This is a genomic window from [Phormidium] sp. LEGE 05292 (assembly GCF_015207735.1).
Lineage (GTDB): Bacteria > Cyanobacteriota > Cyanobacteriia > Cyanobacteriales > Aerosakkonemataceae > Floridanema.
In genome coordinates this window covers 43,310-66,776 of sequence record NZ_JADEWG010000003.1, presented here as the reverse complement: position 1 = coordinate 66,776, position 23,467 = coordinate 43,310, and the positions used below count along the sequence as shown (strand labels likewise).

Genomic DNA, 23,467 nt, shown 5'->3' with positions numbered 1-23,467 from the left:
ATGATTTGCTCGGAAAGATAAAACTTGTTCAATTTGTGTAAAAATGTAAAGCGTGTGGGTTACCTCATCGCTAACTACAGCTTTAACTCCTACTGCTGTTGCCCTGGGAAATTTCGACGGCGTTCACCAAGGGCATCAACAGGTAGTTAAACCTGTATTGCCTCAGTTACATAGTTCGGAAACTGCACGTAGTCCAGCAGTATCAACTCAAGGGGGTCGTCGATTAGACAACGGATTATTAATAAATCTAGATAATGATTGCTGGGAAAGTGATTATCGTATTAGTGCCAGCGATCGCCCTTTACCCACCGTTGTCACTTTTAATCCTCATCCGCGAGAGTTTTTTACTGGGCAACCTCGTGCTTTACTAACGCCGTTAGATGAAAAAGTAGAATTATTGACTGCTTTGGGAGTAGAACAATTAGTTTTACTACCTTTCGATCGAGAAATGGCAGATTTAAGCCCTAAAGAGTTTGTCGAACAGATATTAGTGCGACAGCTGAAAGCTAAATGGATTAGTGTAGGGCAAGATTTTTGTTTTGGACATGGACGTTCAGGAACTTCAGCAGACTTACAAGCAATTGCTGCCAAATATGGCGTGGAGGTAGCGATCGTGCCGATTCAAAACAATGAAGGGGAAAGAATTAGCAGTTCTGCTATCCGTCAATTTCTCCTTGATGGGGAAATTGAAAGGGCTAATCAATTATTGGGAAGACCTTATACTTTAATCGGTTACGCGATCCAAGGTCAGCAGTTAGGTAGAACCATAGGGTTTCCTACCGCTAACTTACAATTACCCGTCAATAAGTTTTTACCACGTTTCGGTGTGTATGCGGTACGAGTTTCGATCGATCGATCTCAAGAAACGGAAACTGTTTTAGCACCAAACACAACAACAGAGGAGAATTCATCTATTCTTACTCCTTTAAAAGGAGTGATGAATATTGGTCGTCGTCCTACTGTAGACGGGATTAATCAAACAGTGGAAGTTCATTTGTTAGACTGGACAGGAGACCTATACGGTAAAACTTTAACAGTTAGTTTAGAAAAATTCCTGCGCCCAGAACAAAAATTTTCCTCCCTAGAAGAACTCAAACAACAGATTACAGCTGATTGTTGGCAAGCAAGATCGGTATTGGGTTAATTAAAGGTGATAATTATGAAGATTAGGAACTGGGAAATGGGAAAACTAAAATAGAGATTTCTGTACTCTTTACCATTTACCTTTTACCTTAAATATGAGAACAGGTATTGAGCGGCTAACTGAAAACTTGGGTCTGACCCTGGTTGGCAAAACTGAAGCCATTCGTTTAGTATTGGTAGCATTGTTAGCTGGTGGTCACGCCTTGCTAGAAGACGTACCAGGAGTAGGAAAAACTTTACTCGCCAAATCTCTAGCTCGATCGATCGATGGCAAGTTCCAAAGAATTCAGTGTACTCCAGATCTATTGCCTAGCGATATTACAGGCACTAATATTTGGAATCAAAGTAAAGCCGAATTTGAATTTTTACCAGGGCCGATATTTGCTAACGTTGTCTTAGCAGACGAGATTAACCGCGCCACACCCCGCACTCAGTCGGCGTTGTTAGAAGTTATGGAAGAACGACAGGTAACGGTAGATGGGGTATCTCGACAAGTACCGCATCCCTTTTTTGTGATTGCTACACAAAACCCGATCGAATATCAAGGTACATTTCCTTTGCCAGAAGCGCAAATGGATCGGTTTACCATATCCCTTTCTCTGGGTTATCCTTCCGAAGCAGAAGAACTGCAAATGCTACAAAGGATTAAAGGAGGGATTACCGTTGAAGAGTTACAACCTTGCATTTCTTTAGAAGAAGTTTTAGAGTTACGCCGTTTGTGTAGCAACATTAAATTAGAAACTTCTCTGCAACAGTATATTATTACCTTGGTTCGTGCCACTAGAGAACATGAAGAAATTACCCTTGGTGTCAGTCCGCGTGGTGCAGTTGCTTTACAAAAAGCTACTCAAGTTTTAGCCTTTCTCTTGGGTAGAGATTATGCTATTCCCGATGATGTGAAGTTTTTAGCGCCTTACGTGCTTTCCCATCGCCTGATTCCTTCAGGAGGACGAAGAGCTAATACTATAGTAGAGCGATTGTTAAAGGAAGTTGCTATTCCTTAGTATTGGGTTCATAGTTTATTGTTATTGAGCAATTAACTATGTACTTAATGCTTCAGCAAGATTGTATAACATGACAAACCTTGCCCGGTCAAAAACTCAGAAACGAAAACAAAGACCACGATCGATCGCTTTATTCTTATTGCTCCTCTTATGGAGTAGTATTCTTGCTTGGGGTTTAACTTTATTCACTCAACCTCAACCTGTACAAAGTCAAACAGCAACTAGTACTCCATCAGTGGGAACTGTAGATGTGATTCCCCAACGTTACCGACTTGGACAAGAACTGTATTTAGAAAATTGTGCAACTTGTCATATAGGAGTACCCCCAGCAGTTTTACCTACAGAAACTTGGGCAGATTTGATTCAAGATGCTCAACATTATGGGACACAAATCAAACCGTTAGTCGATCCACAACGCTTGATTGTTTGGGAATATTTGCGGACTTTTTCCCGTGTGCGATCGCAATATGAAGAACGTACCCCCTACCGCATCGCCCAATCTCGCTATTTTAAAGCATTACATCCCCAAGTCAAACTACCCCAATCTATCCCAATGGCTAGTTGTATCACCTGTCATCCTGGAGCTGATAAGTATAATTTTCGCAGCCTCTCCGCTGAGTGGCAAGAAGGGGACAAGGGGACAAGGTGACAAGGGGACAAGGGGAAGTGAATTAACTCAAAACTCAAAACGTGCTAAGCACCGCTACGCTGACAAAACTTAAAACTTTTCCCAGTCCCCATTCCCCAGTCCCCAGTACCTATGCCTTACCTTCTGCCATAAAATGATAATATTATTAAGATAGATTAAATTTTTGCCAGTCAGAAGCGGCTGAGGAGAAAGCGATATGTGCTGACGCACAGGCTAAGCCAACGCGATCGCCACTCAGCTTTTGCTAGCCATTGAACGCTATACTGGCACTGTCCCAAAGTCTGTCCAGCCAACATTTAAAAGGTCAAAGGCAAAAAGAATGGATTCTTGCGTTTACTCTTGGTTCATTAATGCCCAAATATTTTTCTCATTACCCCTAAAATTTAATGAATATTTAAGCCACTTCAGAGATGAACACTTACCATATAAAAATAATTAGTAAAAGCTAACAAATTTTTAGATCCGAATCATTTGCACTAAACAACTAACAACATTTAATTTACTGCCATGTTAAAAACCCTTCTAGGCGATCCAAACGCTCGTAAGCTAAAAAAATACCAACCTTACATTACCGAAATAAACTTACTGGAAGAAGAAATCAAAGCACTTTCAGATCAAGAGTTAAGAGGCAAAACAGCAGAATTTAAACAAAAACTCAAAGCTGCCAAAAACCTGGCACATGAGAAAGAATTACTTGATGAAATTCTCCCAGAAGCTTTTGCCGTCGTCCGAGAAGCAGGTCGGCGCGTCTTGGGAATGCGACATTTTGATGTTCAATTACTTGGCGGAATTATCCTGCACACCGGACAAATTGCCGAAATGAAAACAGGTGAAGGAAAAACCTTAGTTGCCACACTACCTTCTTACCTGAATGCGATTTCCGGCAAAGGCGTTCACGTCGTAACTGTTAACGATTACCTTGCGCGTCGGGACGCAGAATGGATGGGACAAATTCATCGTTTCTTAGGCTTAACAGTTGGATTAATCCAACAAGGAATGTCTCCTCCCGAACGGCAAAAAAACTACGCCTGCGACATTACTTACGGTACTAACAGCGAACTTGGTTTTGACTACCTGCGCGATAATATGGCAGTTGCCATGTCAGAAGTCGTGCAACGTCCCTTTAATTACTGCATTATTGACGAAGTTGACTCGATTTTAATTGACGAAGCCCGGACTCCGTTAATTATTTCCGGTCAAGTAGAACGTCCTAGTCAAAAATATATCCGTGCTTCCGAAGTAGCAGCTGGATTGAATAAGGACGAGCATTATGAAGTAGATGAAAAAGCTCGTAACGTTATCCTATCCGATGAAGGTTTTGCGGAAGCAGAAAAATTATTAGGAGTTAAAGACCTTTACGACCCCAATGATCCTTGGGCACACTACGTTTTTAATGCAATTAAAGGCAAAGAACTGTTTATTAAAGACGTAAACTATATAGTTCGCAATGACGAAGTAGTGATTGTTGATGAATTTACCGGAAGGGTACTTCCCGGACGGCGCTGGAGTGATGGTTTACACCAAGCGATCGAAGCAAAAGAACGGGTAGAAATTCAACCAGAAACCCAAACTTTAGCTACTATCACTTATCAAAACCTGTTCCTGCTTTATCCTAAATTGGCGGGAATGACTGGGACTGCGAAGACCGAAGAAGCAGAATTTGAAAAGATTTACAAACTGGAAGTTAGCATTATCCCTACTAACCGTCCCACAGGTCGGGCCGATCTCTCTGATGTAGTTTATAAGAAAGAAAATGGGAAATGGGTAGCTATTGCTGAAGAATGCGCGGAAATGCACGAACTTGGTCGTCCGGTACTAGTGGGTACGACCAGTGTAGAAAAATCTGAAGTACTCAGTAGGTTACTCCGCCAGAAAGAAGTTCCCCATAATTTGCTAAATGCGAAACCAGAAAACGTAGAACGGGAATCGGAAATTATCGCCCAAGCAGGACGTAGAGGTGCAGTGACGATCGCCACTAACATGGCAGGAAGAGGCACAGATATTATTTTGGGTGGTAACGCCGATTATATGGCGAGACTGAAATTGCGGGAATATTTATTACCCAGAATTGTTAGCCCGGAAGAAGACGATGATTTTTCACCTTTACAAGTACCAGGTGCAGAACATAACCGCAGTGGTGGAGTAGGTTTTGTTCCGGGGAAAAAGGTAAAAACTTGGAAAGCTTCGCCGCAAATTTTCCCCACTGAACTGAGCAAAGAAACCGAAAAATTACTGAAAGAAGCAGTAGATTTTGCCGCCCAGGAATATGGGGAACGCAGTCTGCCAGAATTGGAAGCAGAAGATAAAGTGGCGGTAGCTTCGGAAAAAGCGCCTACGGACGATCGAGTAATTCAAAAGTTGCGGTATGTTTATAATCGCATTCGAGAAGAATACGAACTGTTTACCAAACGGGAACACGAAGAAGTAGTACAATTAGGCGGTTTGCACGTAATTGGTACAGAACGTCACGAATCTCGAAGGATTGACAACCAGTTGCGGGGACGGGCGGGAAGACAAGGCGATCCTGGTTCTACTAAGTTCTTCCTTAGTTTAGAGGATAACTTATTGCGGATTTTCGGAGGCGATCGCGTCTCTGGATTAATGACCGCCTTGCGGGTAGAAGAAGATATGCCCATTGAGTCGGGAATGTTAACCCGTTCCTTAGAAGGTGCCCAAAGAAAAGTCGAAACTTACTACTACGACATTCGGAAACAAGTATTCGAGTACGACGAAGTAATGAATAACCAACGTCGGGCAATTTATGCGGAACGACGGAGGGTATTAGAAGGGCAAGATTTGAAGGAACAGGTAGTTAAATACGCCGAAAAAACGATGGAAGACATCGTAGATGCTTACGTTAACCCAGAGTTACCTTCGGAAGAATGGGATCTCAAGAGTGTGGTTGGCAAAGTTAAGGAATTTGTCTACCTGCTTTCTGATTTACAACCAGAACAGTTAGAAGATTTGTCGGTTGGCGAAATCAAATCTTTCTTAGCAGAACAGGTGCGAATTGCCTACGATATCAAAGAAGCGCAAATCGATCAATTTAAACCGGGACTAATGCGGGAAGCGGAACGTTTCTTCATTTTGCAACGCATTGATACTCTGTGGCGGGAACACTTACAAGCAATGGACGCATTGCGGGAAAGTGTGGGACTGCGCGGTTACGGTCAAAAAGACCCGTTAATTGAGTATAAGAGTGAAGGTTACGAAATGTTCTTGGAAATGATGACCGCCATTCGTCGTGATGTGGTTTACTCCTTGTTCCAATTCCAACCTCAAGGACAACCGCAGGTGGAAACTGCGTCGGAAATGGTTTAGGGGAAGGCGGAAGAGAAGGCAGAAGGCAGAAGGCAGAGGGCAGAAGGAAGGAAGAAGAACAAAGGTTACTCCAATTTCCCTTGAAACTTTCTTATCTTCTGCCTTCTGCCTTTCTTCTAAGTTGAGATATCGATCGGCACTAACACCTGAGTCAAAATTCTGCCATCATCAAGAATATACAGGTTGAGAAAACCTCCGATCGCACTTATAAGTAACTGACAAATTCTTATATGTAGTCCGGGGGGTTGCTGCAAAGTATGAGGTGCTAAATCGTCTTTTGGTTGCTTTTGTAAATCAGCAATTAATTGCGGATCGATGTTGCCTGTATCAGTAATCGACAACTCCAAAAAATAATCAGAATGGAAACATTGGGGATAAGGTATTCCTGTATCTTGGGCGCTTAGTTGACGATACCAAATATCGATTCTGCCGCCTTCTTCGCCACGTTGACAAGCAGCTAACAATAGTTCGTAAACTACTAACTGTACTAAGGTAGAACCATGTTTTAGTAACAAAGCCGCAGAAGTGACAGCAGTTTTTCCTTGTCCCTCAGAACGCCAATCACCCGCATCATGAACTTTTGCCCACAAACGACGACTTTTAATCAAATCATCTACCCGTTCCAAACTCCGACGCAATAAACTGGTGACTCGAATCGGATCTTCTGATTGGGATTGTAAAACCGATTCCGTATTCCACAATTCCCTCGCTAGCATTCGGGAAAGCGCCGCCACAGAACCGCCTAACTGAGAACAAAGCTGTTGATAGCGGACTTCTTGGGCAGCTTCTTTAGGGGCAAGAGAAACAAATATCTTTAAAGTAGATGCTACAGTACGGCAAAAATCTTCGATCGCGCGATGTTTGTACCAATTTAAGCATTGCAGTTCTTGACGTTGTTGTTGCAAACTGCTGACGGTAAAAGATTCTCGGCGGAACCAAGCAAATTGTGTTACTAGTAAACCGAACGCTGGTAACGCACTTTCGAGCCAATGAACACCTAAACTATTACAAAGTACTACTACACCTGTGGGGAAATGTTCCGGTGTAGTTCGCAAAGCCATAACGACAATTTCTTCAACTCCTGAACCTGTCAGCCATTGTCTAGTATTAGGCGTTAACTGTTGTATGTTTTTATAAAGTAAACCATCGGTGTTTAAAGCTTCTTGAATTAATTCATCGGCGTAAATTGCAACAGTTTTTTCCGTATTAATGGCAAACTCTGCACTAGGAGGTGTTGTTGCCGTAACTTTGGCAATTTCATCTCCTGGTTGCCAAGAAACTAAGACGGCTACAGGCGCTTCTAGCAGACTAGCACAAGCTCTTAGGGCACTTTCTTCCAACTGTTGCAGGTTTTGGTAGTTTTGCTGCATCATGGTCAAACCCCACTGCAATGTTTGGTAGGTTTTTTGTTCCCTTGCAGATTGTTTTTGGATTTGCCATTGTTGTAAGATTAAGCCGATTTGTTGGCTAACTATCCGAAAAACTTCTTTTTCTGCCGCAGAAAAGGTACGGGGACTTTCACAGGTAATCATCAGTAAACCTTTGAGTGATTTGCCGATGTTGGTGTTGCAAATTAAAACACTTCGTACTCCTGCTTCTAAAAATCCTTCTCTCCAAGAAAGTAACTTTAAGTCTGTTGTTAGGTCTTCTATTACTACTGATTCTGAGCTACGTTCTAGTAATTTCCAATCTACATCGCTTAAATGAGGCAATATATAAGGGTTGTCTGGGGAAGATGTGGGATTGCTAACTCTGCTTTCTTTGCCGTTACGTTTTGCTGGTTTGCTAGCAGAACCTAAAGGTCGGCGATTAACCGGATGATTTTGATAGGAGATTTCAAATTGTTTGTGGTCGTTATCAAAAAGTAATACCAAAAATCGCTCTAATTGAAAGCGTTCTTTTAGCCGATCGCTCGCTTCTTTCAAGGAATTATACCAATCTTCATCGCTATAAATACCTTTGGCTATTTCTGCTAATAATAATTGGTCTTGTTTGGTTTGCTTGATCGTAGTTTCCATTTGTTCGATCGGGGAAACTAAGGCAATTATTCTCGCTGCACCGCGCAAGTAATTCTTTTCTTCCTCTTTCCAAATTCGCGGATCGTTACCTTCTACTGATAGAAATCCTAATAGTTCATCTTGTAAAAGAATTGGTGCAGCTAATAAGGATCTAGCTCCCATTCTCTGCAATAATCTACTAGTAACATCAGCCTTTAGAGAACTCAAACTTTCTCCAATGGCAACTATTTGATCGCCCAACATTGCACTATAAAAACTGCCTGATTCTTGCACAGTTATCCCGGAAGCTGGTTGTTGACTATCGCCAGCAATCCCTGCTAAACGATTACTCATGTAACGCCAAAAATACCGTTTATCTGGTTCAAACCAGTAAATATTTGTGCGAGTTGGGTTGACAAATTGATGGGTTTCGGCAACGATCGCTTCTAGTCGCTGCAACATTGTCGGCAAAGAAGGCAATTTTTGCATTATTGCCAGCAAAGGTTCATCAGGACGCTTCATCCGATGGTGATTCCAGTTAATTTCAATCTGATTTAATGAAGCTGCTAGCGTGCCTAAAAGTACAGATAATTGCGCCTTTTCTTCTGCTTGCGGCGAAATTCCCCAGCCTAATAATCCCAACAATACTACACCAAAACAGCGATCGCGATGGCGAATCGGAAAAATTAACGTTCCCCGAATCTTAAAATTAAGTGCTGCTTTGCGCCATTCTCCCGCCCGATTTGCGTCTCCTAGATCGGGAACACCGATCGGTCTTTGTTGAATTACTACCTGTTCTAATAGATCTCCTGGTTGGAGGAAAAACTTTTGCTTCAAAAAGCTAATGTCTGCATTTGGGGTAATTCCACCTTTACCCAAAATGCGATGTTCTATGTGATCGTACAAACCTAACCAAATTAAATCGTATTGCAATTCTGACTTGAGGTAATTTAGGGTGGTTTCAATTAATACATCAACGTTTTCTTCTTCCCGAAGGATTTGAAGAACACGACCCAAATTAACAATTTTTTTATCTTCAGAATATCGGTTTTGTTGTTGGGTCATTTACTGTCACTCCCGTTGGGTAATGGGTAGTTGATAATGGGTTGGTAATTAGGTAATTAGTTAAAGTAGTGGATAGCGCTCGCGTAGTGTGGCGTATAGCCCTGTCGGGCATTCAAGAAAAGCCGTATCGTAGGAGACTCTATATAGCACTAGTTTATTAACTAAAATGTGCTATCAGATAAAAAGTTAAAGGAGCGGAATAAAAAAGAAAAATTTTCACCTTTCTCTTTAAACCTTTTTCCTTTCCCTAATTAACCAATGTTTTCCCACTTGGTACAACAACCGAGTACTACCCAGTTTCTAAGGTAACAGGTAAAATCAACTTACCATCTACCACTTAGTATCTACTACTTAATAGCTTTGGACATATATCAAGACGTTTTACGCCCCATTGTATTTTCTGGATTAAAAACCGATCCAGAATTTTTGCATAAGCAATTTATGCAAATTTCGACTTGGTTGGATTGTCATATCGATCGCCCCCTGAATAGCTGGATACTCAACCAACTACAACAAAACTTTTCGATCGCAGATGCACGCCTAGAACAAACACTTTGGGATTACCAAAATCACACAGGGGCAGGATCGGAAAATTCCTCTCCAACTTTTGGGTCTTCAGTTATTATTCCCCAATCTGTGGTGTTTAAGAACCCTATGGGATTAGCAGCTGGATTTGACAAGAACGGAACGGCATCCGGTGTATGGTCAAGCTTTGGTTTTGGCTATGCTGAACTGGGTACTGTCACCCTACACCCGCAACCGGGAAACCCGACTCCGCGCTTGTTCCGGCTGTTGGCAGACCAAGCCGCACTCAACCGTATGGGGTTTAATAACGATGGTGCAGCAGCAATGGCAACCGCACTCACCGCAGCTTTACAAAGGCGACCTAGACCTATCCCCATAGGAGTTAATCTCGGTAAGTCCAAGGTAACACCATTGGAGGAAGCAGCCGCAGATTACCTGGGTAGTTTTCGCCTGTTAAAGGATTTGGGCGATTACTTTGTAGTTAATGTCTCCTCACCTAATACTCCAGGTTTAAGAACTCTCCAAGATGCGCCAATGCTAAGTGCTATCTTGTCTGCTTTACAACAAGAAAACCAGAATGCTAATAAGCCAATTCTAGTCAAAATTGCACCCGATTTGGAATGGGATGCAATTTTGGATGTTTTAGATGTTACTTTATCTCATAATTTAGCGGGAATTATTGCTACTAATACTACTATTAAACGTGAGGGTTTAAAAACTCAAATTTTGCGGGAAACGGGAAATTTAGTTAAAGATGAAGCTGGCGGAATTAGTGGTGCGCCTTTGAAAGGGCGATCGACTGAAGTGATCCGTTTTATTAGAAAGGAAACAAAGGGAAAATTGCCAATTATGGGTGTCGGCGGAATTTTTACTGCTGATGATGCTTGGGAAAAAATTACTGCTGGTGCTTGTTTGTTACAAACTTATACTGGTTGGATTTATCAAGGGCCTTTTATGGTAAAACGCATTTTACAAGGGTTGTTGGTGAAGTTGGAAGAAAGGGGTTTGTCGAATATTTCTCAGGCGGTGGGATTGGAGGAGAATTGAACCGCAAAGGACGCAAAGAGCGCGAAGGGAAGAGGAAGAGAGAAAAAGAAGGTTTTTAATAAGCACAATAGTACAAACTTGCACCTTCATATTCCCTCATTTTTTTACCATTGGATGCGAGAATTGTAAAACCGTTTCCTTCGTAACCTGGAACCCAAAAAACAATTGTTGGAGTAACATTTGCTTTTAACTGAAATACACCTATTGGTTCGGAGATTCCTGGTTCACCTTTAGCAGTAGCAAGGTTGAGAGGTGGTCGAGGTTCGCCATTATTAAAGAAGTATTTTTCTTGGATTTGACTGAAGATAACTTGCGAATTGTTAGCGACAGTCATCTTCACTTTATGAGCACTTTGTTTACGCTGCAAAATAATAATTGAACCTGCTTTCCAAGCACGAACTTCGCTGTTTTTAGGCAAAGGTCTAGGTAACAAATTCGCAGGAACTTGGGCTAAAGGCAACTTTTGCACCGGGATAGCGGTAGCTGTTTGAGCTTCTCGTTCTGGTAACAGCCAGATAGGGCCTTCGGGAGGTCGTCTGGGTGCAGAAAAAGCTGCCATTGAGGTGGGAATGCCATCGCAGCCGTAGCGTTCCTCGGAAGAACGCAGGAATGTTACTTTTTGTTTAAAATTTGGTGCAACGGCTACCAGAGGAGTTCCTGCCTTTACTTTCGCCCAAGCTTCGGTATCAGAAACAATGACTGCTTGCCCGTTTGGGTGCGAAGGCGACCAGGGGTATTGTTGCCTTCCCCCGCCTGCAACTGTGGCTAACCCTAACCAGCCTGGTATGGGCAAAAATGGTTGTTTGGGTAAATTAGCTGTGGTGGGGGAAGTTTGGGCAGTGGCGAGTTCATGCTGTACTCTTTCTGTTATCAGGAATGGGGTGGTGATTAGTGCGATCGAAAAACTAACTAATAACCAATATTTTTTAGCAATCATTGATACCTTATCTTTTAGAGGCTAAACACAGTTTTTAGTGTCTTGATTTTAGCAGTATCAATTCCGCATTCCAGTTTAGAAATAGGATTTAAGCTTTTCCACTTACTTTTACTTGCCGTAAAGATTACATCTGCTGCTTGGTCAGGATCGATCGCTTCAAACCCACCAATTTTATATTTAGATAAATAGCTCAAATGGCTAAAAATCTCATCTCTCGATGCACGTTTTATACTGATAATTTCTGGTGCTGGTGGAGGTGGTTCAGACGGTTTTGGCTGTGAAAGAAAGAAGACTTTAGAAAGTGCATCTAACTTTTTGCCCTTAGTAATTCCACACCTTAAGGTCGTAATAGGGTTAAAGTTTGACCACGTTTCCCTTTTAGCTTCTGATATTTTATTTGCTGCAATAACAGGATCTACTCCTTTCAAAGCACTACCAGGTTCGGAAATTAAATATCTCAATGCAGCTAATATAGTTTCTCTTGTAGCTACAGATAAGTTGACTTTAGGAATAGTTTCCCTTGCCAGAATTTTAGCCTGTTCGATGCTTTTTTCATCTGATTCAATTACAATACACCAAACTCTCTCTAACTCCGCTTTTTGAGCAACTGCGTAAATAAAATAATTACTAACTACCAAGTAGTTGTTGTCACTTATTTCTTTAACAATTATAGGAATCCAATTACGTCCGCCCGCTTGTAAAACCGCTTCTGCTGCTGCGGAAATAATAAAATCTGACTCATAGGATTGTCCATCAGTTTTAATTTCCTCTAGAGGCAAGTACATTAACTTACCTATATCATCAAACTTACCCATACAAAAAATACTCCTTAGCAAAACCAAGATAATGCTGCTCAACAGTAGAGTTTAGGAGAACTGCTGGAACATGAGAGAAAGCTGCATTAGCAACAGTTGCATAACTGGGAATACTAAAAATAGTTTTATCCACATTTCCCGGTGTAGCTTTAGGCCAGTAGTAGGGCAAAAGGTTTATGCCATATTCTTTAATAATTTTTTCAATTTCTGCATTAGTTACTTTGAGTTGAGGATCGGTTATCTTCTCCCCATTAAAGAATATGGACAGTGCCATTGGCCCTCCATCATTTCTAGCTTTCTTAACTTCAGGAATAAAGTCTTTAATTACTCTGGCTGCATTATATAACGATGTTGAACCATTATGTTTAGTAGGAATAAGAACTACATCAGAAGCATAAATACTACTTTGACTAAAAAATATCCATTGTGTAGGACAATCGATGATTATATAATCATAATCATAAACAAAATTCTTGAGCAGATCTCGTAATCTCGCTGAACCTTTTTGAATTGTTGCAGTAACATTATTATCTGTTAATTGTTCCATTCTAATATCAGATGGAATTACATCAAAAAGATGTACTGGCTTACCTTTTTTTCCAATAGGGCTGAAAGGAACAATGCTTCTACGTACATCTAAATTTTTATCTGTAAGACAATCGAATAAACTAACACTTCCAACTTCTAATTTGAGGCTTTTAGTTAAATCTCTCTGAGAGTCGAAATCGACTAGAAGAACTTTTTTTTGTTGCTTCTTTAGTATAGCCGCTAAATTGATAGTAGTAGTTGTCTTTCCAACTCCACCTTTATTATTATATACAGAAATAGTTAAGGCTTTTGGCGGATTCTCAATCAAATTTTTAATTTGTGTAACAATATCTGTAATATTATCTTTTTTAATTATTTCATTATTAGTTGCAGGGATTACAATCCTACCATGTCTCCGAAATAGTTGAATATGAACTCCATTAGTAATAATCCCCCATTGGGCTGTTTGACATTTAGGTGCAAGTAGGTACTTTTTAATTTGCTGTCTAGCGGCTAAATATTGAGGTGTACCTTCTGCTAAGTTTATTTTATTACCAGCACCAGTCGCTCTTGCTTTTACTTCAACAAGTAAATAAGGATTAATCTGAGACTTAGAAAAAATATCGCTATCCTTGTTGTAGCGAACTGCAAAATCTACTTTGTCTGCACCATTACCTGTCTTGAACTGCGGACGGCGCTCTTGTGCATTAAAGCCTAGAGCTTCCAGAAGAGGTTCTACAAATTGATTACAAATGACTTGCTCTACGCATTCATCAGGAAGAATTTTGTCTAAAATATCACTCCAATTTGTTAGCGGCATTACCTATTACCTCAGAACTTAAATAAGTTAGTATACTCATCCAATTACTAGAATCAGTCTTTTCAGTTAAGAAAATCAACCGTATTTCTTGGTATATAGGTTTTTCACAAAATACCAATCAAACAGACTTTATTACTTAAATTTAACGCCTGAGAGTTAAAATATACCATTTTCTTTGTCAAATGCCTCACTAGGAAAAAAGTTTAAACCTAATACCTGTTCCAAACAGTCAGGACATTGATCAGGAAAAGCTTTGTAGTTAATAGAACTTTCTCTCATCGCTAAATTTACCTCACCTCGATCGCCTTTTTATAGAAATTCGAGAAATAGGTTTTAAACTAGGACTTTCATCAAGCAAATGTCGAATTATAGGAAGCTGTTCTCACTGACTAGAAAACCTATCTTTTAAAACGCAAAAAGAAACCAAACTTTATCATACTATATATATACCAGCAAAAATTATTAAAATAATTAACTTCTGTATAGAGATCTATAAAAACTTAATTATTATGAGTTTATTAACAAGTTATACTTCGCCTTCAACTGCCTACTATCATGAATTTATCTCTTAATTAGCGATTTTCAAATAATAATTTTTCCCTCTGAAAAGAAAGGCTTTTTAGCAGTGAATTTACGTAATTACACGGTTGCCAAAATCTGAAATAACCTATTTTGTTTTTAACTTTGAATATCTTTACTAACGCCAATATAAGGTTTTTCGGAATAATAAATCAGTAGCCGTTTTCCACACAATTTTTATGCTGAGTCTGTTGTTTCCGTTATCCCAAATTTAATTATCTATTCACTCCTCACAACCCAAAAGTAAAAGACTATGACAGTAAAATTACCTGGCTACCAACTCCTCGAAACCGTTCATTCTGGAGGGAAAACAGTAATTTATCGAGGTCAGCGAGAAACAGACAAAACCTCAGTTATCGTCAAAACTCTCAGGTCTGAATATCCCACTTTAGAAGAAATTACTCGCCTGCGACACGAATATAAAATTATGCAGCCCCTCCATCTTGCAGGAGTAATTCAACCTTATGAATTAAAGGACTATCAGCACAGTTTAGCTCTGGTGCTAGAAGATTTTCCCGGCATAACGCTCAAAGATTTTATCTCTAGCCAAACAAATACTTTAATCGATTTTCTGAAAATTGCGATCGATCTCGCCCAAACGCTGGGAGAACTGCACGAAAACCACATTATCCACAAAGATATTAAACCGCATAATATCCTGATCGATCCTGAATCTTGTGAAATCAAACTGATCGATTTTAGTATCTCTTCACTGTTGGATAAAGAAAACCCGACGATTAGCAATCTCAACTTATTAGAAGGCACTCTCGCCTATATGTCGCCAGAACAAACTGGCAGAATGAATAGATCGATCGACTATCGCACGGATTTTTATTCCCTCGGCGTTACTTTCTATGAAATGCTGACAGGAACTCTCCCCTTTAATTCGACCGATCCGATGGAATTGGTACACTGTCATATCGCTAAAATTCCCGCACCACCATGTCAAGGATCGGTTTGTTGCTTGTCGGAAGTACCAGAAGCAGTGGCAGCGATCGTCATGAAATTATTAGCTAAAAATGCCGAAGATAGATATCAAAGTGCCTGGGGATTGAAATCAGATTTAGAAGAATGTTTAAATCAATTCCAAAGTACAGGTAAAATTGAAAACTTTGTCCCTGGTAGATTAGATAAATCCGGGCAATTTCTAATTCCGCAAAAACTTTACGGACGCGAAAATGAAGTGGCAACTCTCATGGATGCCTTCGCCAGAGTTGCTGCGAGTGCCAGCGAAATAATGCTCGTTTCCGGTTATTCGGGAATTGGGAAAACTTCAGTTGTTAATGAAGTTCACAAACCAATTGTTGGCGCGAGGGGATATTTTATCGCTGGCAAATTCGACCAATTCAAACGGAATATTCCTTATGCTGCGATCGCCCAAGCATTCGGAGAATTACTGCGGCAAATGTTCGCCGAAAATGCTCAAGAAATTATCATTTGGAAAGAAAAACTAGAAACAGCATTAGGTGAAAACGGACGAGTAATTATTGACGTAATTCCTGAAGTAGAATTCATTATTGGCAAACAACCAGAAGTACCACAACTAGGGCCAACCGAATCGCAAAATCGCTTCAATCGGGTGTTTAAACAATTCTTAAGTACGTTCGCCACTCAAGAACATCCGCTGGTGGTATTTTTAGATGATTTGCAGTGGGCAGATGCAGCTTCTTTGAAACTTATTCAATTGCTGACCACCGATCCTGACAGTCAATATTTGTTAGTAATTGGGGCATATCGCGATAACGAAGTTAGTCCGACGCATCCTTTAATATTGACGTTGGAGGAAGTGGAAAAAGCCGGAGCAAAAGTTAGTAATATCGTCCTTTGTCCGTTGAATTTTGCCAATGTCACCTTACTAATAGCCGATACGTTAAAAGAAATTCCCGATTTAGACAATTCAATAACTCCGAAAAATCGAGTATTTGGATTGGCAGAGTTACTGTTTAATAAAACTGGGGGAAATCCTTTCTTTTTAACGCAACTGTTTAAAACCCTGTACGCAGAAAAACTGATAACTTTTGATTTTCATGAAGGGCGCTGGCTATGGGATATTGAGAAAATTCAAGCCATTGGAATAACCGATTATAATGTGGTTGAATTGGTAGCCAGAAATATTCAAAAACTGTCTGTTCCAACGCAAAAAGCACTCAAATTAGCAGCTTGTATCGGCAATACATTTAGTTTAGAAAATTTGGCGATCGTTAATGAGCAATCTTTATTAACTACTGCTGATGATTTGTGGGAGGCGCTTCAGTCGGGATTAGTTTTGCCCTTGAGTCAGGCTTATAAAATCCCCCTATTTGTGGACAAAGAACAGCCGATAAATTGGCTAAATTTGGAAGATGTGAAAATTGGATACAAGTTTTTGCACGATCGCGTCCAGCAAGCTTCCTACTCCCTAATTCCAGAAGCAGACAAACAAACAACGCACCTGAAAATCGGTCAGTTGCTTTTGGAGAAAACTAATAAAGCCTTACTAGAAGAAAACATTTTTGATATCGTCAATCAGTTAAATATTGGCGTTGATTTAATTACCTGTGAATCGGAGAAACAGGAATTAGCAAATCTCAACTTAATTGCCGGAAAAAAAGCCAAAGTTGCTACTGCTTACGAAGCGGCAGTTAAATATTTGAATCGAGGTTTACAACTGCTAAAACAAGATAGCTGGGAAAATCAATATCGCTTAACGCTATCTCTGTCTGTGGAAACTGTAGAAGCTGAATTTTTGAACGCCAATTTCGATCGCGCTGCTAATCTAGCTGAAATTGCCTTAGAAAAAGCTGAAACATTACTCGATCGCATCAAAATTCACGAGCTAAAAATGCAGTTTGAAATAGCTCAAAATCAGATGTTAAAAGCGATCGATACAGGTGTTGAAGCTCTCAGTTTGTTAGGAATTTCTCTCTCCACTTCTCCCAACACTCAACCAACTTTTCCCAAATTACCTCAACTGGAAGAGATAGAAAATTTGCCAGTAATGACCGCACCAGAAGACTTAGCAGCAATGCGAATTTTGATCGCAATTATGCCAGCGGCTTATCAAGCCAAGCCAGAAATCATGCTGTTAGTTATTCTGACAATGATTCAACTTTGTCTCGATCGCGGACATTCCACATTAGCACCTTACCCTTATGCACTTTACGGCATGATTTTGTGTGCGGCGATGGGAGATATCGAGGGAGGATATCATGCAGGTCAACTGGGACTTAAGTTATTAGAACAATTCAATGCTAAAGAGTTTCAAGCCAAAGTTTTTACAACCTTTAATCCCTTTATTAGACCTTGGAAAGAACACGCTAGAGAAACCCTCGCACCGTTTATTAAAGGTTTACAAAGCGGTTTAGAAATAGGAGATTTGGAGTATGGCAGCTATTGCGCGATGAACTATTGCACCTATTTATTTTTGGTAGGCGAACACTTAGAAAGTGTGGAACAAAAGCAAAGCAAATACATCGATTTCCTGCTGCAATTGAAACGAGAAGTTGCCATTGCTTATGCCAGAATTTGGGGACAACTAGTGCAGAATTTGCTGGGTAATTCTTTAGAAAAATACCGTTTAATTGGCAAATACTTTGATGAATCAGTTAGGTTGCCAGAACTGAAAACAGCGAATAATGGAATGTTGTTGTTTGCTGTTTATTTATCTAAACTGATTCTGCTTTACACCTTAAAAAATCGGGCAGAAGCTTTAGAAAATGCCTTCTTAGCTGCCGAACAGCTAAGTTGCGTGATGGGTTATATGACTGTTGCCACGCACAATTTTTACTACTCGCTGTCTTTGCTAGCAATGTATGCAGAAGTGGATGCTAGCGAACAAGAAAAATATTTAGCTTTGGTGGAATCCAATCAGGAAAAAATGAAACATTGGGCGGATCATTGCCCAGCTAATTATCAGCATAAATACGATTTAATTGAGGCAGAAAAAGCCAGAGTATTGGGGCAAATTTTAGAAGCGATGGAATTGTACGATCGCGCTATTGCTGGAGCCAAAGAACAAGGATACATCCAAGAAGAAGCGTTAGCGAACGAACTAGCAGCAGAATTTTATCTTGTTTTGGGCAAAACTCAAGTAGCCAAAACCTACATGACAGAAGCTTATTACAAATATATTCGTTGGGGCGCTATTGCAAAAGTAAAAGATTTGGATGTGAGATATCCTCAGTTAATTTTGCGATCGCTACAGCCAGAAACCACCAATATTCTTGAACTAACTCAAACAAATTCAACAACTTCAAAAAGTGCTCAAATTCTCGACTTAACTACTGTGCTGAAAGCTTCTCTTCTCCTGTCTGGAGAAATCGTCCTCAGCAACCTGTTGGAGAAGTTGATAAAAGTAGCGATCGAAAATGCTGGGGCTCGTCAAGGTTGCTTTATCACTAAACACCAGGAAGAGTGGATAATTGAAGCTTCGGGAAATATTGAAAGCAATGAATTCAGCGGTTCATCTACTAAAGTAAACTTGCATAATTCATTGCTCATCGCTGATTCTTCAGTTTTACCTATTTCTATCCTTAATTATGTAGAAAGAACCGGAGAAAGCCTGATTTTAGATAACGCCGCCCTTACCTCAAAATTTACCGCCGATCCTTACATCGCCGCCAACCAATCTAAATCGATTTTATGCTTGCCTCTGCTTCATTCAGCAAAGCTTTCTGGGATTCTTTACCTAGAAAATAACCTACTCGTTGGTACTTTTACTGCCGAACGATCGCGTGTATTAAATTTGTTGAGCGCCCAAATTTCGATCGCGATCGAAAACGCCCGCCTCTACTCCAGCTTACAAACCTATTCCCAAGAACTAGAAACCAAGAACGCAACTTTATTAGAATTATCTGCCAGAGAGCGAGAAAAAGCCGAACAATTAGCACAATCTTTGCACCAACTCCAACAAACTCAAGCTCAATTAATTCAAACCGAAAAAATCTCCAGTTTGGGGCAATTAGTAGCAGGTGTTGCCCACGAAGTTAACAACCCAGTTAGCTTCATTAACGGCAACCTCCATCACGCCAACGAATACGTTTCTGACTTGGCAGCACTACTCGAACTTTATCAAGAACACTATCCCAATCCTGTTGCTGAAATTGCAGATAAAGTCGAAGAAATTGATTTGGAATATCTGTTGGAAGACTTGCCGAAAATGCTGTCTTCGATGAAATTGGGAACCGATCGCATTAGAGATATTATGCAATCTTTACGCAACTTCTCACGGGTAGACGAAGTAGGTGCTAAACCTGCTAATCTCCACGAAGGTATAGATAGCACGCTAACTATTCTCAACCATCGCTTGAAAGGGAAAGGAGAACTCAAAGCAATTAATATTGTGAAAAAATACGGAGATTTGCCCTTAGTCGAGTGCTACGCCGGACAAATGAATCAGGTATTTATGAATTTGTTAGCAAATGCGATCGACTCAATGGAAGAAAGCAGAAAAGTCAGCGAAAAACAGATTTGGATTTCCACAGAATTAGTCAAACAAGAAGACTGTTCCCTTAATCCCTCATCCTTCGCCGTGATTCGGATTAAAGATAACGGAGCGGGTATGACACCCAATATCCAACAACGTTTATTTAAACCCTTCTTTACCACTAAACCAGCAGGTAAAGGTACTGGTTTGGGATTGTCCATCAGTTACCAAATAGTCACCGAAAAACATAAAGGTCGTTTGCGTTGTCTTTCTGCACCAGACGAAGGAACCGAATTTATCGTCGAGATTCCAATAACCGGAAATTAAAGGTATCAGGACTATACGTAGGGTGCGTTAATGCCAGTGTGACGCACCATCCCACTTACTTATAAAATTCACATGGAATGGTGCGTTAGTAATACCAATTCTCTATGAAGATACGCTGCATCAAACCCCACCCCAAACCCCTCCCCGTAGACGGGGAGGGGCTAATGATTAAGCGCAATTTTACAGAGAATTGCTATAACGCACCCTACGGATAGCATATAAATTTTAAGCCACCAAAAATTCTTTCATTTCCATAAAAGTTACTTCCCAAACTAACCTGGGTTGAGCATATTTTTGCAATAACTTTTTCGCTCTTTCTAACTTTTCAATCATCCCTCGTTGAAAAAATCTCTGCCAATAATATTGTTGTAAATAATCTGCTAACCAAAGTTGTGCTTCTGTATCTAAGTTTTTATCAATTTCTCTGGCTAAATCTAATGCTTGGCGCAAAGTTTGCGGTACTTGTCTGATTTTATTTAACAACTCTTCGGGAATCGCTTGTAGTTGTTGCCAAGCAAAAATTGCTTCTCCCGGACTTCCTGCTGCTAAAGCTAAAACTTCTGGATGTTGTAAAATTTCCTGGTTTCCGGTTGCAGTTAATACCTGTTCCATCGCTGCTAAATTTAAGCGAGAAAAAGGGATTCTTTGACACCGGGAAATTAAAGTGGGTAACAAAGACTCAACTGCTGGAGCAATTAAAATTATTGTGGCTTTTCCCGGTTCTTCTAAAGTTTTTAATAACCCATTTGCGGCGGCTTCAGCCATACTTTCGGCTTGTTCTATGACGACAAAACTGCGGGATGCTTCTAAAGGTGGACGACCTAAAAATTGGGAAACTTCGCGGATTTGTTCTAAGCGAATTTGGGGTGGTGCTTTGCGTTTCACCCCTTTTTCAGCTGCTTCTGCTGCGGAAATTCTGACACCATTATGTAAATAAGTGGGTTCTACCCAAAGTAAATCGGGGTGATTTTTTAATTGAATCCGTTTTTTGATTGCCTTACTCTTTTCGTCTCTTTTGTCTGGAGGTAGGGAATTGGAAAATATTAATTCAATAAAACAACTAGCTGTTAAACTGCGTCCAATGCCATCAGAACCAGCAAATAAATAAGCGGGAGCAATGCGGTTTTTGGCTACTGCTTGTTTGAGGAATTCTACTGCTTTTTCTTGACCAATAACTTGTTGAAAAAATTCCATTCAAATAAATCACTCGTAAAAAACCAGGTTCGTTGTGAGGACTTTAGTCCTGTTATTGCGGTAAGGAACGACTGAAGTCGCTACTACGAGCTTAATGTAATAAATTTGGTTCGTTGTGAGGACTTTAGTCCTGTTATTCAGGCGAGGAACGACTGAAGTCGCTACTACGAACTTAATGTAATAAATTTGGTTCGTTGTGAGGACTTTAGTCCTGTTATTCAGGCGAGGAACGACTGAAGTCGCTACTACGAACTTAATTATAAAATGTAATATTTAAGGGTTGTACCATTGAGTTAATCTTTCATTTACAATCTTTTGGATTTGTTCAGCTATTAATTCTTGATTTTGGTTGGCATCTATCTTGACGATTCGCTGGGGATGAGCTTTTGCTAATTCGGTGAAACCTTGTTGTACTCGGTGGTGAAAAGCTAAATCAGCTTCTTCCATTAAGGTGATTTCCCCTTGTTTGCGCTTGCGTGCTAAACCAATTTCGACATCAAGATCTAGCCAAACAGTTAAGTCGCTTTCTAAACCATTTGTAGCTATATTGTTAAGCTGAGAAATTAAGGATTGATTAAGTCCGCGACCATAACCTTGATAGGCGATCGTAGAATCGGTAAAGCGATCGCATAAAATCACCACACCCTTAAGCAAATTCGGCTTTAACAACTCCTCAACGTGCTGAGTTCTATCCGCAGCATACAACAACAATTCCGCTCTCTCCTGAATCGTCGTTTCTTTACCTCGTTCTAGCAACAATCGCCGCAACTCCAAACCCAAATTTGTCCCACCCGGTTCCCGCGTTACCATTACTGGTTCAGCCTGAATCTGCTCTCTAAGAAATTGCACCCAACCACTTTCGGTTAACCAATCACGTAAACGCAGCAACTGAGTAGTTTTACCACAACCCTCTACTCCTTCAAAGACAATCAATTTGCCAGACTGCCCAGAATTACCCCGTGAAAACTGGGAAACTTTTGCCATCTCCTGCTGATTTCCTTGACCCAAATTGCTGAATGTGAACATAATTTAAAGACAGTCCTAGCAAAATAACAATCTTGGCAAAAGAGAGTCAAAACATATCTTTGATCTCCGCAAAGGTTAGGTATTATAAGAGGGTCTTAGAACAAAAGCCGGAGGAATGATGGCTCGTTACACTAGCTCCTATACAGTTGGCCTTCCCTTCCCACGCATTGGTGAATTGGTGGTAGAAGTTTTAAAATCCTGTCCATTAGAAATCACCTACAACACAGGGGAATATATTATGGCCAGGGAAACGCCTGGTAAAGTTTCGTTTTCCAAGCTTGCCAGCGTTGAAATCCTGATTGACCGCACTACTTCAACTGAGAAAGAAACTAAAATGACTTTGGTGGTCAAAAACGAAGAATTACCGTTGCAAGTTGATAACCACTGCTATCAAATGTTTCAGTTGGTAAGTCAGGCACTTGTTGGCTATCGCAGTTGGCAAATAACTGAACCTGTAGCTGGATAGCTACCTAAGCTTTTGGACACTTTATATAAGTTTATCCAATGGAATCGATCGGCATCATTCATCAAAACTAGCAGGATTAATCAACGTAATGTCATAAGGGTCTTCAAGCGGTCCTGTGGGTACAGTAGTGTCTGGCTTCAACTGATAATAAGTCGCTTTTACACCTGGACCGAAGACCACCTCATCTTCATCTTTGAGATCGTGAGCAGCTGTTCTCCGACCATTAATAATCAAACCATTGGCACTAGCTTTACCTGTGGCATCTCCATCCATAATCCTGTAGTAATAACTGCCATCTTTGTTGGGTAACTGAACTAAAGTGGCATGACGACGAGAAACGAACTGGGAGTATAACCGAATATTACACTCTGGATCTCGACCGATCGAATAAGCAGGCTTAGTGAGGATAAACTCTTTACGCCCCTTATCATCTTCCACCATTAAAAGGTATTTACCGTTTGATTTTGCCATTGAAAAACCTTTCCTGCAACGAGTTTATAAAACAATCATCCACTTTAATGTCCTAATCAATTAACTAAATCAGTTTCAGTCAAAGACAAAAGTAAAAAGCGCAAAAACTGTAAATTTTCTGGGAGTTTGACCCTTTTTACTTTGATGGT

The 23,467-nt window shown here is 40.4% G+C and carries 15 protein-coding genes; 7 read left to right on the top strand and 8 right to left on the bottom strand.

Going from position 1 to position 23,467, the window contains the following annotated elements; genetic code table 11:
• Positions 1-52 precede the first annotated feature (52 nt).
• The 4 genes from IQ264_RS01960 (at position 53) to secA (ending at position 6,117) form a co-directional block, all read left to right on the top strand.
• Positions 53-1,144, top strand: coding sequence for a bifunctional riboflavin kinase/FAD synthetase (locus IQ264_RS01960; RefSeq protein ID WP_193978062.1), 1,092 nt, complete (start codon positions 53-55; stop codon positions 1,142-1,144).
• A 94-nt stretch (positions 1,145-1,238) separates the two neighbouring features.
• A complete protein-coding gene (locus IQ264_RS01955) occupies positions 1,239-2,147 on the top strand; it encodes an AAA family ATPase (RefSeq protein ID WP_193978060.1) in 909 nt (302 codons plus the stop codon).
• A gap of 70 nt (positions 2,148-2,217) precedes the next feature.
• Complete coding sequence (locus tag IQ264_RS01950) at positions 2,218-2,796, top strand: cytochrome C (RefSeq protein WP_193978058.1); 579 nt, start codon at positions 2,218-2,220, stop codon at positions 2,794-2,796.
• Positions 2,797-3,303: 507 nt separating this feature from the next.
• Positions 3,304-6,117, top strand: a complete 2,814-nt coding sequence (gene secA, locus IQ264_RS01945; protein WP_193978056.1) for a preprotein translocase subunit SecA — start codon at positions 3,304-3,306, stop codon at positions 6,115-6,117.
• A 116-nt stretch (positions 6,118-6,233) separates the two neighbouring features.
• Here secA and IQ264_RS01940 read toward each other — a convergent pair whose 3' ends face one another.
• Positions 6,234-9,179, bottom strand: coding sequence for a GAF domain-containing protein (locus IQ264_RS01940; RefSeq protein WP_193978054.1), 2,946 nt, complete (start codon positions 9,177-9,179; stop codon positions 6,234-6,236).
• A 360-nt stretch (positions 9,180-9,539) separates the two neighbouring features.
• Here IQ264_RS01940 and IQ264_RS01935 point away from each other — a divergent pair, with 360 nt between their 5' ends.
• Positions 9,540-10,751, top strand: coding sequence for a quinone-dependent dihydroorotate dehydrogenase (locus tag IQ264_RS01935; RefSeq protein ID WP_193978053.1), 1,212 nt, complete (start codon positions 9,540-9,542; stop codon positions 10,749-10,751).
• Between the two features lie 55 nt (positions 10,752-10,806).
• On the opposite strand, the gene IQ264_RS01930 is transcribed toward IQ264_RS01935, so the two are convergent.
• From IQ264_RS01930 to IQ264_RS32595, 4 genes are all read right to left on the bottom strand, one after another.
• Positions 10,807-11,688, bottom strand: a complete 882-nt coding sequence (locus tag IQ264_RS01930) for a hypothetical protein (RefSeq protein ID WP_193978051.1) — start codon at positions 11,686-11,688, stop codon at positions 10,807-10,809.
• A 14-nt stretch (positions 11,689-11,702) separates the two neighbouring features.
• The gene (locus tag IQ264_RS01925; protein WP_193978049.1) at positions 11,703-12,503 is read right to left on the bottom strand and encodes a hypothetical protein; all 801 of its coding nucleotides are present in this window, start codon (positions 12,501-12,503) and stop codon (positions 11,703-11,705) included.
• Positions 12,496-13,851, bottom strand: coding sequence for an AAA family ATPase (locus IQ264_RS01920; protein WP_193978047.1), 1,356 nt, complete (start codon positions 13,849-13,851; stop codon positions 12,496-12,498). The genes IQ264_RS01925 and IQ264_RS01920 overlap by 8 nt, the downstream gene beginning before the upstream one ends.
• Before the next feature lie 156 nt (positions 13,852-14,007).
• On the bottom strand, positions 14,008-14,130 hold the full coding sequence (locus tag IQ264_RS32595) for a DUF29 domain-containing protein (RefSeq protein ID WP_228061213.1): 123 nt from the start codon (positions 14,128-14,130) through the stop codon (positions 14,008-14,010).
• 553 nt (positions 14,131-14,683) lie between these two features.
• Here IQ264_RS32595 and IQ264_RS01915 point away from each other — a divergent pair.
• Complete coding sequence (locus IQ264_RS01915) at positions 14,684-20,161, top strand: trifunctional serine/threonine-protein kinase/ATP-binding protein/sensor histidine kinase (RefSeq protein ID WP_193978045.1); 5,478 nt, start codon at positions 14,684-14,686, stop codon at positions 20,159-20,161.
• 225 nt (positions 20,162-20,386) lie between these two features.
• Here IQ264_RS01915 and IQ264_RS01910 read toward each other — a convergent pair whose 3' ends face one another.
• Positions 20,387-21,355: a DNA polymerase III subunit delta' gene (locus IQ264_RS01910; protein ID WP_193978043.1), complete on the bottom strand. Its 969-nt coding sequence runs from the start codon at positions 21,353-21,355 to the stop codon at positions 20,387-20,389.
• A gap of 273 nt (positions 21,356-21,628) precedes the next feature.
• A complete protein-coding gene (tmk, locus tag IQ264_RS01905; RefSeq protein ID WP_193978220.1) occupies positions 21,629-22,339 on the bottom strand; it encodes a dTMP kinase in 711 nt (236 codons plus the stop codon).
• Positions 22,340-22,496: 157 nt separating this feature from the next.
• On the opposite strand from tmk, the gene IQ264_RS01900 reads away from it, so the two are divergent.
• Positions 22,497-22,847, top strand: a complete 351-nt coding sequence (locus IQ264_RS01900; RefSeq protein WP_322744583.1) for a hypothetical protein — start codon at positions 22,497-22,499, stop codon at positions 22,845-22,847.
• Between the two features lie 54 nt (positions 22,848-22,901).
• Here the strand turns inward: IQ264_RS01900 and IQ264_RS01895 are convergent, their stop codons facing one another.
• Positions 22,902-23,318, bottom strand: a complete 417-nt coding sequence (locus tag IQ264_RS01895; RefSeq protein WP_193978041.1) for an FHA domain-containing protein — start codon at positions 23,316-23,318, stop codon at positions 22,902-22,904.
• Positions 23,319-23,467: the final 149 nt, after the last annotated feature.

What these genes read in the sequence shown, in the direction of transcription:
- IQ264_RS01950 (WP_193978058.1), top strand. Translation starts at nt 2,218, where the DNA reads ATGACAAACCTTGCCCGGTCAAAAACTCAGAAACGAAAACAAAGACCA.
- IQ264_RS01925 (WP_193978049.1), bottom strand. Translation starts at nt 12,503, where the DNA reads ATGGGTAAGTTTGATGATATAGGTAAGTTAATGTACTTGCCTCTAGAG.
- secA (WP_193978056.1), top strand. Translation starts at nt 3,304, where the DNA reads ATGTTAAAAACCCTTCTAGGCGATCCAAACGCTCGTAAGCTAAAAAAA.
- IQ264_RS01940 (WP_193978054.1), bottom strand. Translation starts at nt 9,179, where the DNA reads ATGACCCAACAACAAAACCGATATTCTGAAGATAAAAAAATTGTTAAT.
- IQ264_RS01895 (WP_193978041.1), bottom strand. Translation starts at nt 23,318, where the DNA reads ATGGCAAAATCAAACGGTAAATACCTTTTAATGGTGGAAGATGATAAG.
- IQ264_RS01955 (WP_193978060.1), top strand. Translation starts at nt 1,239, where the DNA reads ATGAGAACAGGTATTGAGCGGCTAACTGAAAACTTGGGTCTGACCCTG.
- IQ264_RS01930 (WP_193978051.1), bottom strand. Translation starts at nt 11,688, where the DNA reads ATGATTGCTAAAAAATATTGGTTATTAGTTAGTTTTTCGATCGCACTA.
- IQ264_RS01915 (WP_193978045.1), top strand. Translation starts at nt 14,684, where the DNA reads ATGACAGTAAAATTACCTGGCTACCAACTCCTCGAAACCGTTCATTCT.
- IQ264_RS32595 (WP_228061213.1), bottom strand. Translation starts at nt 14,130, where the DNA reads ATGAGAGAAAGTTCTATTAACTACAAAGCTTTTCCTGATCAATGTCCT.
- tmk (WP_193978220.1), bottom strand. Translation starts at nt 22,339, where the DNA reads ATGGCAAAAGTTTCCCAGTTTTCACGGGGTAATTCTGGGCAGTCTGGC.
- IQ264_RS01900 (WP_322744583.1), top strand. Translation starts at nt 22,497, where the DNA reads ATGATGGCTCGTTACACTAGCTCCTATACAGTTGGCCTTCCCTTCCCA.
- IQ264_RS01920 (WP_193978047.1), bottom strand. Translation starts at nt 13,851, where the DNA reads ATGCCGCTAACAAATTGGAGTGATATTTTAGACAAAATTCTTCCTGAT.
- IQ264_RS01910 (WP_193978043.1), bottom strand. Translation starts at nt 21,355, where the DNA reads ATGGAATTTTTTCAACAAGTTATTGGTCAAGAAAAAGCAGTAGAATTC.